We start from the raw sequence: 19,562 nt of genomic DNA, 5'->3' as shown, positions 1-19,562 counted from the left end.
GACTTGACGGGAAGGGGCCGCCGGAACAGTGTGCCAGACGATTTCGCCGCGCCGGAAGAAACCTTTGCCCATGCCTGAAACCGCTGTCGCCATCATCACGCGGACCAAGGACCGCCCGCTGCTGCTGCGCCGCGCGGTGGAGAGCGTGCTGGGCCAGACCTATGCCGACTGGGTGCATGTCATCGTGAATGATGGTGGTGACCCGGCGGCGGTGGAGCAGGTGGTGGCGCCGCATGCCGAGCGCTATGCCGGGCGGCTGGTGCGGGTGGACAATCCGCAGTCATTGGGGATGGAGGCGGCCTCCAACAGGGGGATCGCCGCCAGCGCCAGCCGCTATCTCGTGATCCATGACGATGACGACAGCTGGGATCCGGCCTTTCTGGAAAAGATGACGGCGCTGCTGGAGGCCAGCCAGCCGCCGGTCGCCGGTGCCATCTGCCACAGCGTGCTCGTGCACGAGGCCATTGAGAGCGAGAGCGTCAAGGAACAGCGCCGGGAGGATTTTAACGCCAGCTTGCTGGCCGTGCCGCTGGCGCAGATGGCGGTGCGCAACCTGTTCCCGCCGATCTCGTTCCTGTTCCAGCGGGCGGCGCTGGAAGCCGCCGGACCTTTCCGCGAGGAGCTGCCGGTGCTGGGCGACTGGGACTTCAATCTGCGCTTCCTGCGCGACCATGATATCGCGGTCCTGCCGGAGAAGCTGGCCTTCTGGCACCATCGCGTGGCGGCGGCGGAGGGCGGGTACGCCAACAGCGTGCTTGGCGGCGCACTGAGCCATGCCAGTTACGACGCGGCGATCCGCAATCAGCTGCTGCGCGAGGATCTGGAAAAGGGGCGCGTTGGCCTTGGCTTTCTGGTGAATTTCGGGACGGCGGTGCGTGACGAAATCCATGCGTCCGCGCCGGGCAGCCTGATCGAGGCCCGTGCCGCCCCGGCGCTGCGGCTGATCATCGACGAGGCTCGGAACAAGGCGCAGGCGGCGGAGATCGCCCTGCAGCAGAGTCAGCAGCGCCAGCAGACCATGGAAACCCTGGCGCAGGACCTGAACCAGCGTCTCGAAGCTGTCCATCGCTCGACCAGCTGGCAGGTAACGGCGCCGCTGCGCTGGGCCATCCGAATGGCGAAGCGTCTGACCGGCAGGAGATAGAGCGCCAGAACCATGCGCGTCCTGTTCATCGACACCAAGCCCTTCAATCCCAACCGCTATATCGCCCGCGCCGTGTTCGAGGCGCTGGCCGCCGATCCGCGCGTCGCTGAGGCGGTGTGGGCGGAATATGCCGACGCTGTGCCGCTGGCGCAGGCAACGCCATTCGACCTGCTGTTCGCCTTCGACGGGGAGGAGGCGCGCAACCCGGTTATTGACCGGCTGCTGCAGCTGGTCCCGCGCAGCCTGGTCTGGTTCACCGAGGACCCCTATGAGCGCGGCGTGAATCTGCCGCTGGCCCGTAAGTTCGACCTGATCTTTACCAATGACGGGTCGAGCGCGGAATTCTATGACGGGCGCGGCATCCATCTGCCGCTGGCCGCCGATCCGGTGCGGCACCGGTTCGAGATATGCGGGACGCCGCCGCGCTACGACATCTTCTTCGCCGGCACGGCCTGGCCGAACCGGCTGAAATTCCTGCGCGCGCTGAAGCAGCACCGGCCGGATCTGCGCTGCAAGTTCGTGCTGGTGACGAATGACGCGCTGGACCCGCATCTGGGCGATCTGCGTGACGGGTTCAGCTTCACGCCGGGCGTGTCGATCCGCGATTTCTGCCGGCTGGCGAACGCCGCGAAGCTGACCCTGACCCTGCCGCGCAAATTCTCCACCTCCGACGCCGATCCGGAGGCTGCCAGCGACACGCCGGGGCCGCGCTTCTTCGAGGTGGCACTGGCCGGCTCCTGCCAGATCGTCGATGCGGAGACCACGAAGGCGGCGTCCGGCCTGTTCGAGGAGGGCGCGCATTATCTCGGCTTCCGCACGATGGAGGAATGCCTGGCGCAGATCGACGCGGCGCTGGCGGATGACGACAGGCGGCTGGCCATCGCGCGGGCGGCGCAGGCGCATGTGGCGGAAAACCACCTCTATGCCAACCGGGTGGCGACGATTCTCGACCGGGCGGCGGACCTGCCAGCGAAACCCCTGCCGGTGAGCGAGGGCAAGCCGCGGGTGCTGTTCGTCACCCACAATGTCGTCCAGCATGGTCGCTTCGGCGGGGCGGAGACCTATCTGGAGGCAATCCGCCAGCACATCGGCGCGGTGGAGCCCTGGATATTGGTGCCCGATACGCGCAAGCCGGACGGGCGCGGCTTCCTGCTCTATGACGGCGATATGCGCCTGCGCCAGACGATCCGGCTGGCGCGGCCCAGCCATCCCGATCTGCTGACCCACCCGGAGTTGGAGATCGCCTTCCAGAAGCTGCTGGCGGAATACGGCTTCGCCGCCGTGCATTTCAATCATCTGCTGGGCTTCGTCCCCTCACTGCCGCTGGTGGCGAAGGCGATGGGGGCTAGCACGCTCTATTCGCTGCACGATTACTACCCTCTGTGCGAGCGCTTTAACCTGCTGGATTCCGGCGGGCGCTATTGCGACATCGAAAACCTGCCGGAGGGTGTCCGGGATATCAGCCTGGCCCTGACCCAGAGGGTCGATCCCGACAGCCAGGCGCGGCGGCGGCGGTTCTGGCGCGAGAGCCTGTCGGCCATCGATATCATGCTGGCCGGGTCGGAGGCGAGCGCTCGCTTGTTGCATCTCCTCTACCCGGAGACTGAGGCACGCACCCGGCTGCTGTTGCCGCCGGTCAACCGGGTCGAGCCGGCAGCGCGGAACGAAGGCGGGCCGCTGAAGGTGGCGCATCTCGGCAATTTCGCGCGGCATAAGGGGGGCGACGCCATCCTGGACGCCATCGCACGCTGCCTTGGCCAGCCGGTGCAGTTCCACATTTTCGGACGGATCGATCCAGACTATCAGAAGCCGCTGGAAACCCATGCCGGCAAAAATGTCGTGCTGCACGGTCCGTTCAATGGCGGCGCGGTGCCGGCGGCGCTGGCCGAATGCGATGTGATGCTGTTCCTGTCCACCTGGCCGGAGACCTATGGCATCACCCTGTCGGAGGCGCAGGCCGCCGGCCTTGTGCCTATCGTCACCGCTATTGGCGCGCCGGCGGAGCGGGTGCGCGACGGCGAGAACGGCTTCCTGGTGCCGGTCGGTGACGGCAAGGCGGTTGCCGATATCCTGCTGTCGCTGATGGCAGATCGGGGCCGGCTGGACGGGATGTGCGCGCAGCTGCCGGCAACGCCGGGCATTGATGGGTATGGCTTCGTCAGCGGGCTGGAGGACATCTATGCCGGGTTGGCGCTGGTGCCGGGTGCGACGCTCGATACCCGCCGGCTGCTGTCGCTGCAGGAGTTCGGCCAGTTCCTCGACAGCCCGTTCTGGACACGGCGCGGCGGCCTCTCCTTCCTGACCAGCGGACAGGGCATCGGCTTCCTGGTCCGCCGCTTCATCGTGGTCGCCCGCACCGACGGGGTTGGCCTTGCGCTGCGCCTGGCGCGGCACAAGCTGCGGGCGATCCTGCACCGGATGCGCATGGCATGAAGCACGACGCCCTGAAAATCCTGATTGTCAGCGGCACGCCGGACGCGCTGAACAGCAATGCGACCTTGCGCAGCCATGTCGGCGACGGCTTCCGCACGGCCTTTCCCGGGGCGACGGTCACTGTGTCCTCCTATGAAGATGGCTTGCGCCAGGCGCGCGCGCTGAAGCCCGATCTGGCGCTGGTCTTCGGCTCCATCATGCTGGACAGCAGCGATTTCGGCCCGCTGGCGGAAGAGATGCGGCGGACCGGCGGCAAGCTGGCCTTCTGGCTGCATGACGATCCCTACGAGTTTGACATGAATGCCCGCATCTACGGCATGGCGGATGCCATCTTCACTAATGACCGGGCGAGCCTCGATTTCTACCCGCCGAACCTCGCCGTGTATCATCTGCCGCTGGCCGGCAGTCGCGCCGCGCACTGGCGGCCGGTCGAGCGCCGGGCCGGGCCGGACCTGTTCTTCTGCGGCCACCGCTTTGCCAACCGCGCCCGGCTGTTCGGTGATCTCGCCCATCATGCCCAGGTGCTGGGGGCTGCGATGACCGTCGTCGGCAGCGGCTGGGAGCGTGATGCCATCGCAGGCGTGACAGCCATGCGCCTGCCGGGGGCGGCGCTGCCCGACCTCTATGCCGCGTCGCTGGCGGTCGCCAATGTCGGGCGCGACGAGAGCCTCGCCAACCGGCGCTTCGCCATCCGGCCCTCGACTCCGGGACCGCGCACCTTCGAGGCCGCCTTCGCCGGTGCCGCGCAGATCATGCTGGTGGAGGGGCTGGAAATCCTCGATTATTTCGAACCGGAGGCGGAAATCCTGCTGGCTGACGATGCCGAGGATTTCGCCGCGCAATGGGACAGGTTGCTGAAGGATCGTGACCTCAGCCTGCGGCTTGGCGCCAATGCCCAACGCCGCGCCGAGGCTGAACATGGCTATGAACACCGTGCCCGGCGTATCGTCGATCTCGTATTCGGCTAGATTAACGCCTATCTGAATTCTTTGCCCTTTCCGGAATCTCGGAGACCATGATGGAGCGCCTCGACCAGACCCCGGTGCATTCGGCGCCGCAGGTGATCCGCCGCGAGGATTACACGCCGCCGGACTTCCGGGTGGACCGCATCGACCTGCATGTCGATATCCGCGAGGGCGAGACCATCGTGACCTCGACGCTGTCGGTGATCGGCCGGCCTGGGCGTGACAAATACGCGCCGCTGGTGCTGGACGGGCAGAATCAGGAGCTGATCTATCTGAAGATCGACGGCGAGGATGTGCCGCCCTGCAAATACACGGTCGGCGAGGAGCGCATGACCGTGGAGGAGGTGGGCGACCGTGCCACGGTCGAGATCCGCACCCGCATCCACCCGGAAACCAATACGGCGCTGGAAGGGCTCTACCGCTCCGGTTCCATGTACTGCACCCAGTGCGAGCCGGAGGGTTTCCGCCGCATCACCTATTTCGTGGACCGGCCGGACAATATGGCGCTGTTCACCACCACCATCGAGGCGGACAAAGGGTCCTGCCCGGTGCTGCTGTCGAACGGCAATCCGGTGGGAGCGGGCGACCTTCCCGGCGGGCGCCACTGGGCGAAATGGGAAGACCCGTTCCGCAAGCCGGCCTATCTGTTCGCGCTGGTCGCCGGCAATCTGGTGCCGGTGACGGACAAGTTCGTCACCGCATCGGGGCGGACGGTGGACCTTCGCATCTATGTCGAGCAGGGCAACGAGGACAAATGCGCCCATGCCATGGACTCGCTGAAGCGGTCCATGCGCTGGGACGAGGAGGTGTTCGGGCTGGAATACGACCTCGACATCTTCATGATCGTCGCGGTCGGCGACTTCAATATGGGCGCGATGGAGAATAAGGGCCTCAACATCTTCAACGTCAAATATGTGCTGGCGAAGCCCGACACCGCGACCGACACCGACTATCAGCTGATCGAGGGCATCATCGCCCACGAGTACTTCCATAACTGGACGGGCAACCGCGTCACCTGCCGCGACTGGTTCCAGCTCAGTCTGAAGGAAGGGCTGACGGTGTTCCGCGACCAGGAATTCTCCGCCGACATGAATGCGCGCTCGGTGAAGCGCATTCAGGATGTGCGCGCGCTGCGCGCCGCCCAGTTCCCGGAGGATGCGGGGCCGATGGCGCATCCGGTACGGCCCGATTCCTATATCGAGATCAACAATTTCTACACCGCCACCGTCTATGAGAAGGGGGCGGAGGTGGTGCGCATGTACCACACGCTGCTGGGGGCCGAAGGCTTCCGCAAGGGCATGGATCTGTATTTCCAGCGGCATGACGGCGATGCGGTCACCTGTGAGGATTTCTGCCTTGCCATGGAGGATGCCAATGGCGCCGACCTGTCGCAGTTCCGCCGCTGGTACGAGCAGGCCGGCACGCCGCAGGTGAAGGCCAGCGGCCACTATGATGCCGACGCCCGTACCTACACGCTGACCATCGAGCAATCGACCGCGCCGACGCCCGGCCAGCCGGACAAGCAGCCGCTGCTGCTGCCGATGGCGATGGGGCTGGTCGGCAAGCGTTCGAAGGCCGATCTGCCGCTGCAACTGGACGGCGAGAACGCCACACACGGCACCGAGCGCGTGCTGCGTGTGACGGCGGCGCGGCAGGTCTTCACCTTTGTCGATGTCGATGAGGAGCCGGTGCCCTCGCTGTTCCGCGGCTTCTCCGCCCCGGTGAAGCTGGATGCCGGCCAGGGCGAGGAGGACCTTGCCTTCCTGATGGCGCATGACAGCGACGAGTTCAACCGCTGGGAAGCCGGGCAGGCGCTGGCCCGCAAGCTGCTGCTCGGCATGGTTGCGGACCGTGCCGATGGCCGCGCGATGGCGGTGCCGGACAGCTTCGTCGCCGCCTTCCGCCGCGTGCTGACCGATGGCGAGGCGGCACCGGCCTTCCGCGCGCAGGCGCTGGCCCTGCCCAGCGAGGGCGATATCGGCGAGGCGATGCGGACCATCGATGTCGATGGCATCCATGCCGCGCGCGAGCATCTGCGCCGCCATCTGGCCGGTAAGCTGAAGGCGGAGCTGCGCGCGACCTACGATTCGATGGCCGTGCCGGGCGTTCAGCTGGATGGCGCCGCCATCGGCAAGCGGGCACTGCGCAATCTGTGTCTCGGCTATCTGGCAGGGCTGGATGCGGATGGGCTGGCGCTGGCCGAAGCCCAGTTCGACAGTGCGGAGGTGATGACCGACAGTGTGGCGGCGCTGGTCTGCCTGTCCGACAGCACTGATGCGGCGGGCGACCGCGCGCTGGCGACCTTCCACCAGCGCTGGCGCCATGACCCGCTGGTCATGGACAAGTGGTTCTCCATCCAGGCGATGGCGAAGCGCCCGGATACGCTGGCGCGGGTGAAGGCCCTGATGGGCGATCCGTCCTTCAGCGTGAAGAATCCGAACAAGGTGCGCTCCCTGCTGGGCGCCTTCGCGGCAGGCAATCCGGTGCGCTTCCACGCCGCCGACGGCTCGGGCTACCGCTTCATCGCCGATCAGGTGATCGCGCTCGACCCGATGAACCCGCAGGTTGCGGCGCGGCTGTTCAGCCCGTTCGCGCGCTGGCGGCGCTTCGACGAGGCGCGTCAGGCGCTGCTGAAGGCCGAGATCGAGCGCGTGCTGGCAACGCCGAAACTCTCCAAGGATGTGTACGAGGTCGCCTCGAAGAGCGTGGCGTAAAAGGGGATATAGTTCTGCCCGTCACCCCCGCATTTATTGCGGGGGTCCAGGCTTCCGCTTGCTGGATCATCGGTCGAGTAGGCTGAACCCTGGATTCCCGGGACAAGCCCGGGAATGACGGTTTGGGAGATTAACGCCCGATCATATCCAGCAGGCGGAAATAGAACATCGCCAGCACCAGCGCCGGCGTGCGCAGGGGGCCGCCGGGGAAGGGCATGTGGCGGATACGGCCGAAGATATCCAGCCGCTCCGCCTGTCCGGCGACCGCTTCGGCGATCAGCCGCCCGGCGAGACCGGACAGCGCCACGCCCTGGCCGGAGAAGCCCTGCGCATAATAGACATTGCCGTCCAGCCGCCCGAAATCCGGGATGCGGCTGGTGGTGATGCCGATCAGGCCGCTCCAGGCCTGTGCGACCTCGATATCGGCCAGCTGCGGGAACACCTGCACCAGCTTGCGGCGCAGATAGAAGCGCAAAGAGGGCGGGTCGATGGCGGAATAATTCGCCCCGCCGCCGAACATCAGCCGGTTGTCGGATGTGGCGCGGAAATAATTCAGGATGTGATTGCACTCGCCGACCGCGAGACCGCCCTTCACCAGCCCCTCCAGCCGGGCCGGGTCCATCGGCTCGGTCACGCAGACGAAGCTGCCGACCGGCATCACATAGGGCCGCAGGCGCGGCACCAGCTTCCCCAGATAGGCGTTGGCGGCGATGACAAGGTGCTGGCAGCGGATGGTGCCGCTTTCCGTGGTCACGCTGGGGTGGTCACCCATCGTGACGGACAGCGCCCTGGTTCCTTCATAGAGCACCGCACCGGCTTCCTCCGCCGCGCGGGCGAGGCCCAGCAGATAGGCATAGACCTGCAGATGCCCCGCACCAGGGTCGAGCAGCCCGCCGAGATAGCGCGTGCTGGCGACGGTGGCGCGCATCTCCGCCGTCTCCAGCAGGCGCACCGGCTGGTCATAGCTATAGCGCTCCAGCCAATCTGTGCGTTCGGCGCGCAGCCCGTCCATCTGGTAGCGGCTGAGCGCGGCATAGAGATAGCCCCAGCTGAGGTCGCAGGAAATGCCGTGGCGCTGGGTGCGCTCGATGATGATGCGCTTGGCTTCCTCCGCCATGTCCCAGACACGCTGCGCATCGTCCCTGCCCAGCGCCGATTCGATCTTGCCCATGCCCGATGAATAGGCGGTGCAGATCTGCCCGCCATTGCGGCCCGACGCCCCCCAGCCGATGCGCTGCTGCTCGATCACCGCCACCTTGTAGCCGCGCTCCGCCAGGTTCAGCGACGCCGACACGCCGGTCAGCCCGCCGCCGATGACGCAGACATCGGTATCAAGATCGCCCGCCAGCGCTGGCCGTGCGGACGGCATCGCGACGGTGTCGGCATACCAGGTGGGCGGCGTTTCCGGCTGGGTCATGTGCCGCTGATACCCTTGCGCTGGCCGCCCGGCAAGGGGGAATGGCGTCGCAGCAGGGTCGTCGTAGTGTTTGATCTAATCTGCTGGCCGCGCCGTCGCTCCTCCCGTCATCCCCGCATTTATTGCGGGGGTCCAGGCTTCCGCTCGCTGGATCGTCGATCGGGTAAGCTGAACCCTGGATTCCCGGGACAAGCCCGGGAATGACGGTCCTGGAAGCACCGGGGCTCTTGCGTCTTGCCAAACTGTCGGCACAACCGCCTCCGCTTGCCAAGCCTTCTGCCGCCCTGTAGCCATAGAGGTAGGCGCAACAGCTTTTCAGGGCATCATGAGCGACGACAACCCCTTCGATATTGGCAAGGAATTTCCCGCCGAGGTGGCGGAATGGATCGCCGAACGGCATATCGACGAGGTCGAATGCCTGGTGCCGGACATGGCGGGCATCCCGCGCGGCAAGATCCTGCCGGCCGAGAAATTCCTGCAAAGCTGGGGGGAGCGCGGCCTGCGCCTGCCGGAATCGATCTTCGTGCAGACCGTCACCGGGGATTTCCCCGATCAGGTCGATATCGACCCGGCCGATTCCGACATCTATCTGGTGCCCGATGTCAGCACGCTGCGCGTCGTGCCCTGGTATGACGAGCCGACGGCTCAGATCATCAATGACTGCTATTACGCCGATGGCCGCCCGGTCGATATCGCCAGCCGCCAGGTGCTGAAGCAGGTGCTGAAGCTCTATGAGGATAAGGGCTGGCAGCCGGTGGTGGCGCCGGAGGTCGAGTTCTTCCTGGTGAAGCCGAACACCGACCCGGACTATCCGCTGGAGCCGCCGGTCGGCCGCTCCGGCCGGGCCGAGACGGCGCGGCAGTCCTTCGGCATCGACGCGGTGAACGAGTTCGATCCGGTGTTCGAGGAAGTCTATGATTTCTGCGAGCAGCAGCAGATCGACGTCGATACGCTGAGCCACGAATCGGGTGCTGCTCAGATGGAGATCAACTTCAACCATGGCGAGCCGCTCGCGCTGGCCGACCAGGTGTTCCTGTTCAAGCGCACGCTGCGGCAGACCGCGCTGCGCCACAATATCTACGCCACCTTCATGTCGAAGCCGATGCAGGGCCAGCCCGGCAGCTCCATGCATGTGCATGTCAGCGTGGTGGACGGGAAGAGCGGGCAGAACATCTTCTCGAAGCCGAATGGCGAGGACAGCGAGGATTTCCTGGCCTTCATCGCCGGCCTGCAGCGCTACCTGCCGCGCGCCATGCCGCTGATGGCGCCCTATGTGAATTCCTACCGCCGCTTCGGCCCGCATTTCTCCGCTCCGCAGAATGTGCATTGGGGGCGCGACAACCGCACCACCGGCCTGCGCGTGCCGGTCACCGGCCCGAAGTCCCGGCGCGTGGAGAACCGCGTGGCGGGTGCCGACGCCAACCCCTACCTCGCCATCGCGGCGACGCTGGCGGCGGGCTATCTCGGCATCGAGGAAGGGCTGGAGGCGACCGCCCCGGTGGAGGGCGATGCCTATGGCATGAGCCGCGCGCTGCCCGGCCATCTGCAGGATGCGCTGGGCGGGCTCTACCGCTCCAAGGAGCTGCGCGCCGTGCTCGGCGACCGCTTCGTGGATGTGCTCTGCGCCGTGAAGGAATGGGAATACGACGCTTATCAGCAGGTCATCAGCGCGTGGGAACGCGAATTCCTGCTGCTGAACGTGTGAGGATACAGCCTCTCCCCCACTCCTGCCGTCACCCCCGCATTTATTGCGGGGGTCCAGGCTTCCGCTTTCTGGATGCCTGCCCGAGTAGGCTGCACCCTGGATTCCCGGCACAAGGCCGGGAATGACGGGCAGTGTGTGTTGCGCCGGCTTCGCTGCTTTTCGCGCCTTCTTCTCTACCTCTCCATTCGTCACCCTCGGGCTTGACCCGAGGGTCCAGAGAGACGGCACCGTTCGCTAGATGGTCGGATCAAGTCCGACCATGACGAAGGATGAGAGGCAAACTCCCCTCCCGTGAAATTTCGCATACGCATGCAATTTAAGATTGCATGATAAAAAACTTATGCGCTTAATGAACGCACACGCTTTGGTTGTGAATGGCTGTGCGGATGCTCTTCTCCGCGCGCCCGGAAATATGATGCCAGGGAGGGTGCCCGCATGTTTCTCGTCGATACCAAGACCAGCGCGCAGAAGCTGATCGCCAAAGACAATCCGCCGCGCGTGCAGATCACCTACGAGGTCTATACCAAGGGCGCCACGCTGGCGGTCTCGCTGCCCTTCGTGGCCGGCATCATGGCCGACCTCGCCGGGCAGACGGAACGCGCCGTGCCCTATGCGGAGCGCGACTTCATCCAGCTCGACAATGACAGTTTCGCCCAGTTCATGGGCCGCATCGGCCCCAGCGTGAAGGCGGTCTGGACCGACCAGAACGGCGACGATGCGGGCGATACGCTGACCTTCCAGACAATGGACGATTTCGGCCCCGGCGCCATCGCTGCGCGCGCCGAGGGCATTGCCCCGCTGTTTGCCGACCGGCGCGCGCTGATGGGGTTGCAGGCGCGGCTCGACGGCAACAGCGCCTTCCAGCAGACGGTGATGGCGATCCTGCAGCCGGCCGGCGATGACAACAAGCCGGAGACCGACCCGGCGAAGATCAACGCCAGCCTGACCGCGCTGCTGACCGAGGTGCTGCAACAGCGCAGCCAGTACGAGGCCGAGGTTGCTGCCGACCAGAAGGCGCTGCCGCCGCCGTCTTAAACGGCTGTCCTCCTCATACCCGTAATGCGTGCAGGAGCGTCCCGCTGTGACGCCGCCACCAGCCTGAAGGTGATACTATGACGACACCGATCCAGTCGCTTCCCACCGACCTCCAGCCGGCCTTCACCACCGGCAATCTGGCGCTGGCCCAGACGCCCGACCAGATGCTGACCGGCCTCGATATGCTGGCCGCCTTGATCGGGCAGGCGCTGCTGGTCTATCCGCCCGCCGCCGATCCCGGTGCGGCCCCGGCCGAACCGACGCCGCCTGCGCCGATTGCCGACGATGCCAGCGCCGCGGACAAGGAGACCTACCAGACCGCGTTGAAGAAGTATCAGGCGGACCTCGCCACCTATCAGATGCACCCCTATCTGGCGGCGGCCTGGGGGATGACGCAGGCGCCGACCGCGCCGACCATCCCTGACGCGGCGACGCCGGAGGAAAAGGCCGAGGCCGAGGCGAAATACGCGCTGAAGCAGCAGATCTATGCCGAGGGGCAGAAATTCGTCGCCGGGCAGAAGGCGGCCATCGCGCTGGACGAGCCGATGGCCTTCGCGGCGGCCAGTATCGACCGGCTGACCGGCCAGGTCTCCGACCAGGTGAACCAGATCCTGCACGACCCGGACTACCAGGCGCTGGAGGCGCACTGGCGCGGCCTCGCCTATCTGGTCATGAGCACCCACACCAACCAGGATCTCATCCTGCGCGTGCTGGACTGCAGCTATGACGAGGTGAAGGCCGACTTCAAGAAGGCGACCGACTGGGATCAGACGGCGCTGTTCAAGAAAGTCTATACGCAGGAATACGGCACGCTGGGCGGCAAGCCCTATGGCGTGATGATCGGCGATTTCGCCGCCTTCTCCGCCGCCAAGCCGGATGTCGATGCGCTGGAGCGCATGGCGCAGATCGCCGCCGCGTCGCACTGTCCGTTCGTGGGCGCGGCCTCGCCGCACATGTTCGGGCTGACCAGCTTCACCGACCTGAACAAGCCGAACTCGCTCAGCAAGATTTTCGGCGGGCTGGATTATCTCGACTACAACTCGCTGCGCTCCTTCACCGACTCGCGCTACGTCTCGCTGGTGCTGCCGCAGGTGCTGCTGCGCTCGCCCTATGACGCGGTGAACAATCCAGCGGACGGGTTCGAGGGTTTCGAGGAGACGCTGGGGGCGGGCGCCGACCAGCGCAGCGACAAGTATTTCCTGTGGGGCAACCCCGCCTATTACGAGGGGGCGCTGATCACCAACGCCTTCTACACCTACAACTGGCTGGCCGCGATCCGGGGCGAGCAGGGCGGCGGGCTGATCGAGAACCTGCCGGTCTATACCTTCACTACGGCGGCCGGCGAACAGGCGATGAAGATTCCGACCCAGGTGATGATCCCGGACCGCCGCGAGGCGGAGCTGAACGACCTCGGCTTCATCGCCATCTGCAACCGCAAGCTCACCAACCAGGCGGTGGTGTTCGGCGGGCGGACCATTCACAACCCGCCGAAATGGGATAATTCCAGCGCCGCCGGCCAGGCCGCGAACGCCAGCGAGGCGCTGTCGGCGACGCTGCCCTACATGCTGAACGCGGCGCGCATCGCGCAGTACATCAAGGTGATGCTGCGCGACACGGTGGGCAGCTTCGAGACCTCCGCCACCCTGCAGAACATGGTGAATGACTGGCTGGGCACGCTGGTGCTGCTGGATGACGAGGCGCAGCAGAGCGTGAAGGCGCGCTATCCGCTGCGCAACGCGCGGGCCGATGTGCAGCCCGTGCCCGGCAAGCCCGGCTACTACACCGCGACGGTCTATCTGCAGCCCTTCTTCCAGCTCGAAGGAGTGGAGGTGACGATCAGCCTGGTGGCCGAGCTGCCGCCGCCGGCCGCCGCCGCGTAATCCCGACAGCCCGCAAGGGCTAAAGCGACAGGCTCCAGACGGCCAGGGAGGCCCCCATGGACTACATCGTCCTCAAGATCGCCGACAAATACGCCATCAAGGGCGAATGCACGCTCGACAAGCACACTGACGAGATCAACATCCTGGGCTATTCGACCGGCGTGGCGATGCCGCTGCATTTCGACTCCTCGGGCGGCGGCCGTGCCACCGGCCGCGCGCAGGTGCAGGACATCACCGTCTCGAAATATCTCGACCAGGCGACGCCGAAGCTGAACCTCGCCTGCTGCCTGGCGACGGAGCTGGGGAAGATCTACATCTATCTGATCCGCACCTCGGGCGACAAACCCATCGAGGCGATGACCTACACGCTGGAGAACGCGATGGTCTCCTCCGTGTCGCTGAATGCCGGCGGCAACGAGCTGCCCGTCGAATCGGTCACCTTCAACTTCACCAAGATCACCTGGAGCTACCAGTTCGAGACCAAGGAAGGCGACCAGAAGGGCAAGGTCGAGACCGAGTACGATCTGGAAAAGGCGACCGGCCAGGGCAAGTAGCCCGGGTCGCGTGATCCGCCATGCCGCCCCGCGAACTCTACGGCCAGCGCGCGCCGCTGTTCGAGCGGCTGTCCGCTCGCGATACGCCGCTGGTGCTGGACGGGCCGGCGCTGGCGGACTCGATCCGCGGCGCGCTGGTCCGGCTGCTGGGCTCGCGCGCCGACCGCTCGGTCGACTCCTATCTGGCCGGGCCGCGCCTTGTCACCTCCTATGGCGTGCCGGGCACGGTGGATTTCACCGCCGTCTCGCTGTCCGACCGGCAGCTGATGGCGCGCTGCCTGGAGGCGGCGATCGCCAGCTACGAGCCGCGCCTGTCCGACGTCTCCATCGCCATTGAACCAACGCGCGACCGGCTGCGCCCGCTGGAGGCGCGGCTGACCGCGACGGTGACGCTGATGGGCTATCAGCGCGCCGTGGTGTTCCTGCTGAACGGGCGCAACGTGACGCTGGCGGGGGAGGGCTGAGATGGACGGCTACGAGACGCTGCTGCCCTATTATCAGCGCGAGCTGTCCTTCCTGCGCCGGGAGGGGGCGGATTTCGCCCGGCAATATCCGCAGATCGCGCGCCGGCTGGATGTCGCGGGCGATACCGTCACCGACCCGGATGTCGAGCGGCTGATCGAATCCGTGGCCTTCCTGACGGCGCGCATCCAGCATGTCATCGACCAGGAATTCCCGATCATCCCGACGGCGCTGCTGGATATCCTCTATCCGCAATTCTCGACGCCGATTCCGTCCATGGCCATCGCACAGTTCCGCCCGCCGGAGGAGGCGGGCAAGCTGACCACCGGCCTGACCGTGGAGCGCGGCCGGCAGTTCTTCGCCGCCAGCGGGGAGAAGGGCGCGCCGGTGGTGCGCTTCCGCACCTGCTATCCGGCGACGGTCTGGCCGCTGGAGCCGACCTATGCCGGCTTCGACGACAGCTACGCCGACATCGTGCAGGCGGAGCGGGCGCGCAGCCTGTTCCGCCTTCGTTTGCGCAGCACCGGCCCCGGCCTTGCTGCGCTGGGTGTGGAGCGGCTGCGCGTCTATCTGGCCGGGATCGAGCTGCTGACCGACCGGCTGTACCAGATGCTGACCTCGGAGATCCGCTGCGTCTATCTGCTGCCCGATGGCGATGTGGCGCGCAGGGTGAGGCTGGAGCGCGGCAGCATACAGCCGGTCGGCTTCCGGCCTGACGAGGCAGTGCTGCCGGACATGCCCTACGGCCTTGACGGCTACCGGCTGCTGCTAGAGCTGTTCCAGTTCCCCGATAAGTTCCGCTTTCTCGACTTCACCGGGCTGGACGCGGCGGGCGACGCCAGCATGATCGACCTGCTGTTTCCCGTCACCGTGGCGCCGCCGTCGGAGATTCACGCCGACCCCGGCACCTTCCGGCTGGGCTGCACGCCGGTCGTCAACCTGTTCCGCGGCGTCAGCCAGCCGATCCGGCTCACAGGCGAGAAGCTGGATTATCCGGTCTTGGCCGATCTCGGTGACCGCGCCTCGGTGGAGGTGCATTCGATCAGCAAGGTCTCGGCCACGCCCGACCCCGACCGGCCGGTGGCCTGGGTAAAGCCCTATTTCGGCTTTGCCGGACCCGACGGGCAGGCGGAGGACGGGCTGTACTGGGTCGCCCGTCGCCGCCCGGCGCGGCTGGCTGGCGTACCCGGTGACGAGATGGTGCTGAGCTTCGTCGATCCCGCCTTCAACCCGGCCTTCCCGGCGGACCGGGTGCTCTATGCCCAGCTTCTGTGCACCAACCGGCGGCTCGCCCCCTTCCTGCCGGCGAACCAGTCGCTGCAGCCGGACGAAGCGGCGGTGCCCGGCACCCAGGCGTTGCTGACCGCCCCCACCATGCCGCTGGAGCCGGCGACGGACGGGTCGGCCCTGTGGCAGCTGGTCACACAGCTGGCGCTCGGCCAGGCCTCGCTGGTGGCGGGGGACGGGGCGGTGCTGCGGCAGCTGTTGCAGCTCTACGAGCTGGACGGGCTGGTTTCCAGCAATGTGCTGATCGATGCGCTGGCGAATGCGACCGCGAGCCCCGCCATGATGCGCGGGGCGGACGGCGCCAGCCTGATCCATGGCAGCGACATCGTACTCGGCTTCGACGACACGATGCGGCCGGAAGGCAGCCTCTACATCCTGGCCACGGTGCTTGACCGGGTGCTGCCGGTCTTCGCCAGTGCCAACAGCTTCACGCGGCTGTCGGCACGGCTGCTCATCAAGGCGGAAAGGTGGAAATCATGGCCGGCCCGGATCGGCGACCGCCCGCTGCTGTGATCGACCGGCTGTTCGCGCAGCCCTGGCGGTTCGAGTTCTGCCAGGCGGTGCGGCTGCTGGAAGCGCTGGTACGCGCGCCGAAGCCGGTCGGCGAATCCGGTAATCCCAAGCTGGAGCCGATCCGCTTCCGCGCGGCCCCCACGCTGGGCTTCGAGGGCGCGCCGGTACGTCAGGTCACGCCGCCGCTGATAAGTCTCACCACCTCGGCGATGGAGAGTTTTCTGCGCCAGGATGGCAGCAGCGTCGCGCAGGCCGATATGGCGGTCAGCTTCTTCGGGCTTGCCGGCACGGTCGGCGCGCTGCCTCTGGCCGATACCGAAAGGCTGTTGCGCGCGGTGCAGAAGCGCGATCCGGCGATGGCGGATTTCCTCTCGCTGTTCGAGAACCGGCTGATCGCCGTCTATTACCGTGCCCGCAAGGCGCAGCGCCCGGCCTTCGATCCGGTGCCGCCGGAGGACTCGGCGCTGGCCCTCTACCTGCAGGCGGTGATGGGCTTCGCCCTGCCGGCGGTTGCCGCCAGCCTGCCGGCAGATCTGCGCCGCCGCTTGCTGCCCTTTGCCGGGCTGTTGGCCGGGGTGCGGCGGCCAATGGAGGGGCTGCGCAAGCTGCTGACGGGCGCCCTATCGCTGCCGGTCGCCATCGAGGCGCCGGTGCCGCGCATGGCGACGGTCGCCGTGGACCAGCGCAGCGCCCTCGGTCTCCGGTTGGGGCGGTTCCAGGCACTGGGCAAGAACGCTGTGCTGGGCGGGCGGCTGTCGGATGGCGGGCGGACAATCCGGCTGTGGATCGGGCCGCTGGACCGCGCCACTTATGACGGGCTGCTGCCCGGCGGGCAGGGCTACGAGACGCTGCGACGGCTGGCCGGCCTCTATCTCGGCGATGGATATTCGGTGGAGGTGCGCCTGGTGCTGCATGCCGAGGGCGTCAGTGGCGCCAGCCTGTCAGCAAAGGAAGGCGCGCGGCTCGGGTTGACCAGCTGGCTGCTGGGCCGGGCCGCCGATTCGGATGCGTGCGAGGCCCGCTTCGCCCTGCCGGCGGTGCGCTAAATGGCCGGCCCCACCTTTGCTGCCACGGTGAAGACGACGCTGTCCGGCGTTACCTTCACGCTGCTGGCTTTGGAGGCTGAGGAGGGCCTGTCCCGGCCGTTCCGCTATCTGGCGACGGTACGCGCCGACAAGGCGGATGCCGATGTCGCCAGCCTGCTCGGCAAGGTCGCCTCAATCACGCTGACCGCCGATGGCAAGGCGAAGAGGTTGTTCTCCGGCATCGTCGCCGAGGCCGGGCAGCTGGATGCCGATCCGCGCGGCGCCAGCTATGTGCTCGATATCCGCCCGGCACTGTGGCTTCTGACGCTGGCCGGCGACTGCCGTATCTTCCAGCAGAAGAGCCTGTCCGACATCGCCAAGACCGTGCTGAAGGCGGATGGCGCGGCGCGGATATCGGACAAGCTGTCGGGTACCTATGCGAGCCTCGACTATGTGGCGCAGTTCGACGAGAGCGACTTCGCCTTCGTCAGCCGGCTGCTGGAACGTGCCGGCATCTTCTATTTTTTCACTCATGCCGAGTCGGGCGAGACGCTGGTGCTGGCCGACGATTCCTCGGCCTTCCAGCCGATTGCCGGCCCCTCGGCACTGAATTACCGGATGGCGCAGGGCAGCGGGTTGCAGCCGGACGCGGTGTCGTTCCTCAGCCGCTCGGCACGGATGACGACCGGTACCTTCTCCACCGGCGACTACAGCTTCCTCACCCCCTCGACCGACCTGACAGTGACCTCCAAGGGCAAGGGCAGCGAGGTGACCCGCTATCTCTGGCCCGGTGGCTACGAGAAGCGCGATGAGGGCGAGACCATCGCCAAGCACAGCATCCAGGCGTTGGACGCCGATGCCGTGCAACTGACCGGGGAGAGCGCGAGTCCGACCCTGTTGCCGGGGGCGACCGTCAGCATCCAAGGCTATGGCGATGCCAAGGTGAACGGGAAATATGTCATCATCTCGGTCAGCCATGTCTTCACGGAGGATGGCTACCGCAACCGTTTTACCGCGCTGCCGTCCGATACGGTGATCCGGCCCGTGCAGGCAACGCCGCGCCCGCGCATCGCCGGCCTTCAGACCGCCAAGGTGGTCGGCAAGCAGGGCGAGGAAATCTGGACCGACAAGTACGGGCGAATCAAGGTCCAGTTCCCCTGGGACCGGCAGGGCAGGTCTGACGAGAACAGCTCCTGCTGGATACGCGTCGTGCAGGGCTGGGCCGGCAAGGGCTGGGGGCATCTGTTCGTGCCGCGCATCGGCATGGAGGTGATGGTCGCCTTCGTCGATGGCGACCCCGACCGACCGCTTGTGGTTGGGGCACTCTACAATGCCGAGCAGACAGTCCCCGTCACCCTGCCCGGCGACCAGACCAAGAGCACGGTGAAGACCAACTCCTCCAAGGGCGGCGGCGGCTTCAACCAGATCCTGTTCGATGACGCGAAGGACAAGGAACTGATCTACCTGCATGCCCAGAAGGACATGACGGAGGAGGTACTGCACAACCGCACCGCCACGGTGACGCAGGACGAGAAGCTGACCGTGTCCAAGGGCGACCGCACGGTGGAGGTCTCGGAAGGGAAGGAGACTCACAGCGTGAAGAAGACCCGCGACGTGACCGTCACGGGCAAGGAGACACACACCAACAAGGCGGATTTCGACCAGACGGTGGACGGCAATATGAGCCTGACCGTGAAGGGCAATTACAGCCTGACCGTGCAGGGCTCCGTCACCATCAAGGCAACCGGTGCCGTCACCATCGAGAGCAGTACCGGCGGGGTCACGGTGAAGGCGGCGCAGAGCCTGCAGACCTCCGGCATGACGATCTCCAACAAGGCGACGACCAGCCTGACCAATGATGGCGGCATGTCGATCACCAACACCGCGCAGGGCAAGGCCGCGCTGGAGAGCAGCGGCATGGTCACGATCAACGGCGCGATGGTGAAGATCAATTGAGCGGCCCCGAACCCCTTTTGCTGCTGGACGCCAAGGGCCGGCCGGAGGTCGAGGGCCAGACGCTGGAGGGAAAGCTGGATGGGCCAGTGCGCTTCTATACCGAGGGGCGGCTGGCGATGACGGCAACCTACAAGGCCGGGGTACTGGACGGGCCGATGGTGAGCTATGGCGCGGATGGCGCGGTGCTGGGAGAGGCGGTCTATCGGGACGGCGACAAGGTATCGGAGACGCCGCCACCGGCGCCAGAACCGCCGCCGCCCGCCCCAGCACCGGTACCGCCGCCCGCCAAGCCGCCAACTCTGTTCCAGCTGCTGAAGCAATGGCTGGCGATGAAGCTGAAACCCGTGAAAGGAGGAGGCTGATATGGCGATGCAGGTCTGTGCCGGGGCCATGCTGATGTGCAGCTTCGGCGTCGCCCCGGCGGCGCTGTCGGTGCTGCCGACCAATCGCGTTATGGCGGGCGGGCCGCCGG

14 protein-coding genes are annotated in these 19,562 nt (G+C 66.4%); 13 read left to right on the top strand and 1 reads right to left on the bottom strand.

What is annotated here, in order from left to right; translation table 11 throughout:
* The first annotated feature begins 70 nt into the window (after positions 1-70).
* From P24_RS12080 to pepN, 4 genes are read left to right on the top strand one after another with little or no spacing between them, the layout of a single operon-like run.
* Positions 71-1,144, top strand: coding sequence for a glycosyltransferase family 2 protein (locus P24_RS12080; RefSeq protein WP_008945012.1), 1,074 nt, complete (start codon positions 71-73; stop codon positions 1,142-1,144).
* A 12-nt stretch (positions 1,145-1,156) separates the two neighbouring features.
* Positions 1,157-3,577: a glycosyltransferase family protein gene (locus P24_RS12075; RefSeq protein ID WP_008945011.1), complete on the top strand. Its 2,421-nt coding sequence runs from the start codon at positions 1,157-1,159 to the stop codon at positions 3,575-3,577.
* Positions 3,574-4,545: a CgeB family protein gene (locus P24_RS12070; RefSeq protein ID WP_008945010.1), complete on the top strand. Its 972-nt coding sequence runs from the start codon at positions 3,574-3,576 to the stop codon at positions 4,543-4,545. Before P24_RS12075 ends, P24_RS12070 begins: the two co-directional genes overlap by 4 nt.
* 47 nt (positions 4,546-4,592) lie before the next feature.
* Positions 4,593-7,256 (top strand): aminopeptidase N, encoded by a 2,664-nt coding sequence (pepN, locus tag P24_RS12065; protein ID WP_008945009.1) that lies wholly within the window; start codon positions 4,593-4,595, stop codon positions 7,254-7,256.
* Between the two features lie 130 nt (positions 7,257-7,386).
* Here the strand turns inward: pepN and P24_RS12060 are convergent, their stop codons facing one another.
* The gene (locus P24_RS12060; protein ID WP_008945008.1) at positions 7,387-8,673 is read right to left on the bottom strand and encodes an NAD(P)/FAD-dependent oxidoreductase; all 1,287 of its coding nucleotides are present in this window, start codon (positions 8,671-8,673) and stop codon (positions 7,387-7,389) included.
* Between the two features lie 325 nt (positions 8,674-8,998).
* On the opposite strand from P24_RS12060, the gene P24_RS12055 reads away from it, so the two are divergent.
* The 9 genes from P24_RS12055 to P24_RS20075 all read left to right on the top strand — a co-directional run bounded on the left by P24_RS12055 (position 8,999) and on the right by P24_RS20075 (position 19,452).
* Positions 8,999-10,378, top strand: coding sequence for a glutamine synthetase family protein (locus P24_RS12055; protein ID WP_008945007.1), 1,380 nt, complete (start codon positions 8,999-9,001; stop codon positions 10,376-10,378).
* Between the two features lie 435 nt (positions 10,379-10,813).
* Positions 10,814-11,413 (top strand): type VI secretion system contractile sheath small subunit, encoded by a 600-nt coding sequence (tssB, locus tag P24_RS12050; protein WP_008945006.1) that lies wholly within the window; start codon positions 10,814-10,816, stop codon positions 11,411-11,413.
* Between the two features lie 77 nt (positions 11,414-11,490).
* Positions 11,491-13,293 (top strand): type VI secretion system contractile sheath large subunit, encoded by a 1,803-nt coding sequence (tssC, locus tag P24_RS12045; protein ID WP_008945005.1) that lies wholly within the window; start codon positions 11,491-11,493, stop codon positions 13,291-13,293.
* A gap of 56 nt (positions 13,294-13,349) precedes the next feature.
* A complete protein-coding gene (locus tag P24_RS12040) occupies positions 13,350-13,847 on the top strand; it encodes an Hcp family type VI secretion system effector (RefSeq protein ID WP_008945004.1) in 498 nt (165 codons plus the stop codon).
* A gap of 20 nt (positions 13,848-13,867) precedes the next feature.
* Positions 13,868-14,311, top strand: coding sequence for a type VI secretion system baseplate subunit TssE (gene tssE / locus P24_RS12035; RefSeq protein WP_008945003.1), 444 nt, complete (start codon positions 13,868-13,870; stop codon positions 14,309-14,311).
* A 1-nt stretch (position 14,312) separates the two neighbouring features.
* A complete protein-coding gene (tssF, locus tag P24_RS12030) occupies positions 14,313-16,109 on the top strand; it encodes a type VI secretion system baseplate subunit TssF (protein WP_008945002.1) in 1,797 nt (598 codons plus the stop codon).
* Positions 16,073-17,155: a type VI secretion system baseplate subunit TssG gene (gene tssG, locus P24_RS12025; protein WP_008945001.1), complete on the top strand. Its 1,083-nt coding sequence runs from the start codon at positions 16,073-16,075 to the stop codon at positions 17,153-17,155. The genes tssF and tssG overlap by 37 nt, the downstream gene beginning before the upstream one ends.
* On the top strand, positions 17,156-19,090 hold the full coding sequence (locus tag P24_RS12020; protein WP_008945000.1) for a type VI secretion system Vgr family protein: 1,935 nt from the start codon (positions 17,156-17,158) through the stop codon (positions 19,088-19,090).
* Positions 19,087-19,452: a toxin-antitoxin system YwqK family antitoxin gene (locus P24_RS20075; protein ID WP_156816285.1), complete on the top strand. Its 366-nt coding sequence runs from the start codon at positions 19,087-19,089 to the stop codon at positions 19,450-19,452. Before P24_RS12020 ends, P24_RS20075 begins: the two co-directional genes overlap by 4 nt.
* Positions 19,453-19,562: the final 110 nt, after the last annotated feature.

This window comes from Oceanibaculum indicum P24, from assembly GCF_000299935.1.
In the GTDB taxonomy this organism is placed as follows: Bacteria; Pseudomonadota; Alphaproteobacteria; order Oceanibaculales; family Oceanibaculaceae; genus Oceanibaculum; species Oceanibaculum indicum.
Note: the sequence above shows the minus strand (reverse complement) of the source record. Positions and strands in the feature narration are given on the sequence as shown.

Coding starts and splice junctions, on each gene's coding strand:
- P24_RS12060 (WP_008945008.1), bottom strand. CDS start 8,673: ATGACCCAGCCGGAAACGCCGCCCACCTGGTATGCCGACACCGTCGCG.
- P24_RS12020 (WP_008945000.1), top strand. CDS start 17,156: ATGGCCGGCCCCACCTTTGCTGCCACGGTGAAGACGACGCTGTCCGGC.
- P24_RS12055 (WP_008945007.1), top strand. CDS start 8,999: ATGAGCGACGACAACCCCTTCGATATTGGCAAGGAATTTCCCGCCGAG.
- tssB (WP_008945006.1), top strand. CDS start 10,814: ATGTTTCTCGTCGATACCAAGACCAGCGCGCAGAAGCTGATCGCCAAA.
- P24_RS12040 (WP_008945004.1), top strand. CDS start 13,350: ATGGACTACATCGTCCTCAAGATCGCCGACAAATACGCCATCAAGGGC.
- P24_RS12080 (WP_008945012.1), top strand. CDS start 71: ATGCCTGAAACCGCTGTCGCCATCATCACGCGGACCAAGGACCGCCCG.
- tssE (WP_008945003.1), top strand. CDS start 13,868: ATGCCGCCCCGCGAACTCTACGGCCAGCGCGCGCCGCTGTTCGAGCGG.
- P24_RS12075 (WP_008945011.1), top strand. CDS start 1,157: ATGCGCGTCCTGTTCATCGACACCAAGCCCTTCAATCCCAACCGCTAT.
- tssF (WP_008945002.1), top strand. CDS start 14,313: ATGGACGGCTACGAGACGCTGCTGCCCTATTATCAGCGCGAGCTGTCC.
- tssC (WP_008945005.1), top strand. CDS start 11,491: ATGACGACACCGATCCAGTCGCTTCCCACCGACCTCCAGCCGGCCTTC.
- tssG (WP_008945001.1), top strand. CDS start 16,073: ATGGCCGGCCCGGATCGGCGACCGCCCGCTGCTGTGATCGACCGGCTG.
- P24_RS12070 (WP_008945010.1), top strand. CDS start 3,574: ATGAAGCACGACGCCCTGAAAATCCTGATTGTCAGCGGCACGCCGGAC.
- pepN (WP_008945009.1), top strand. CDS start 4,593: ATGATGGAGCGCCTCGACCAGACCCCGGTGCATTCGGCGCCGCAGGTG.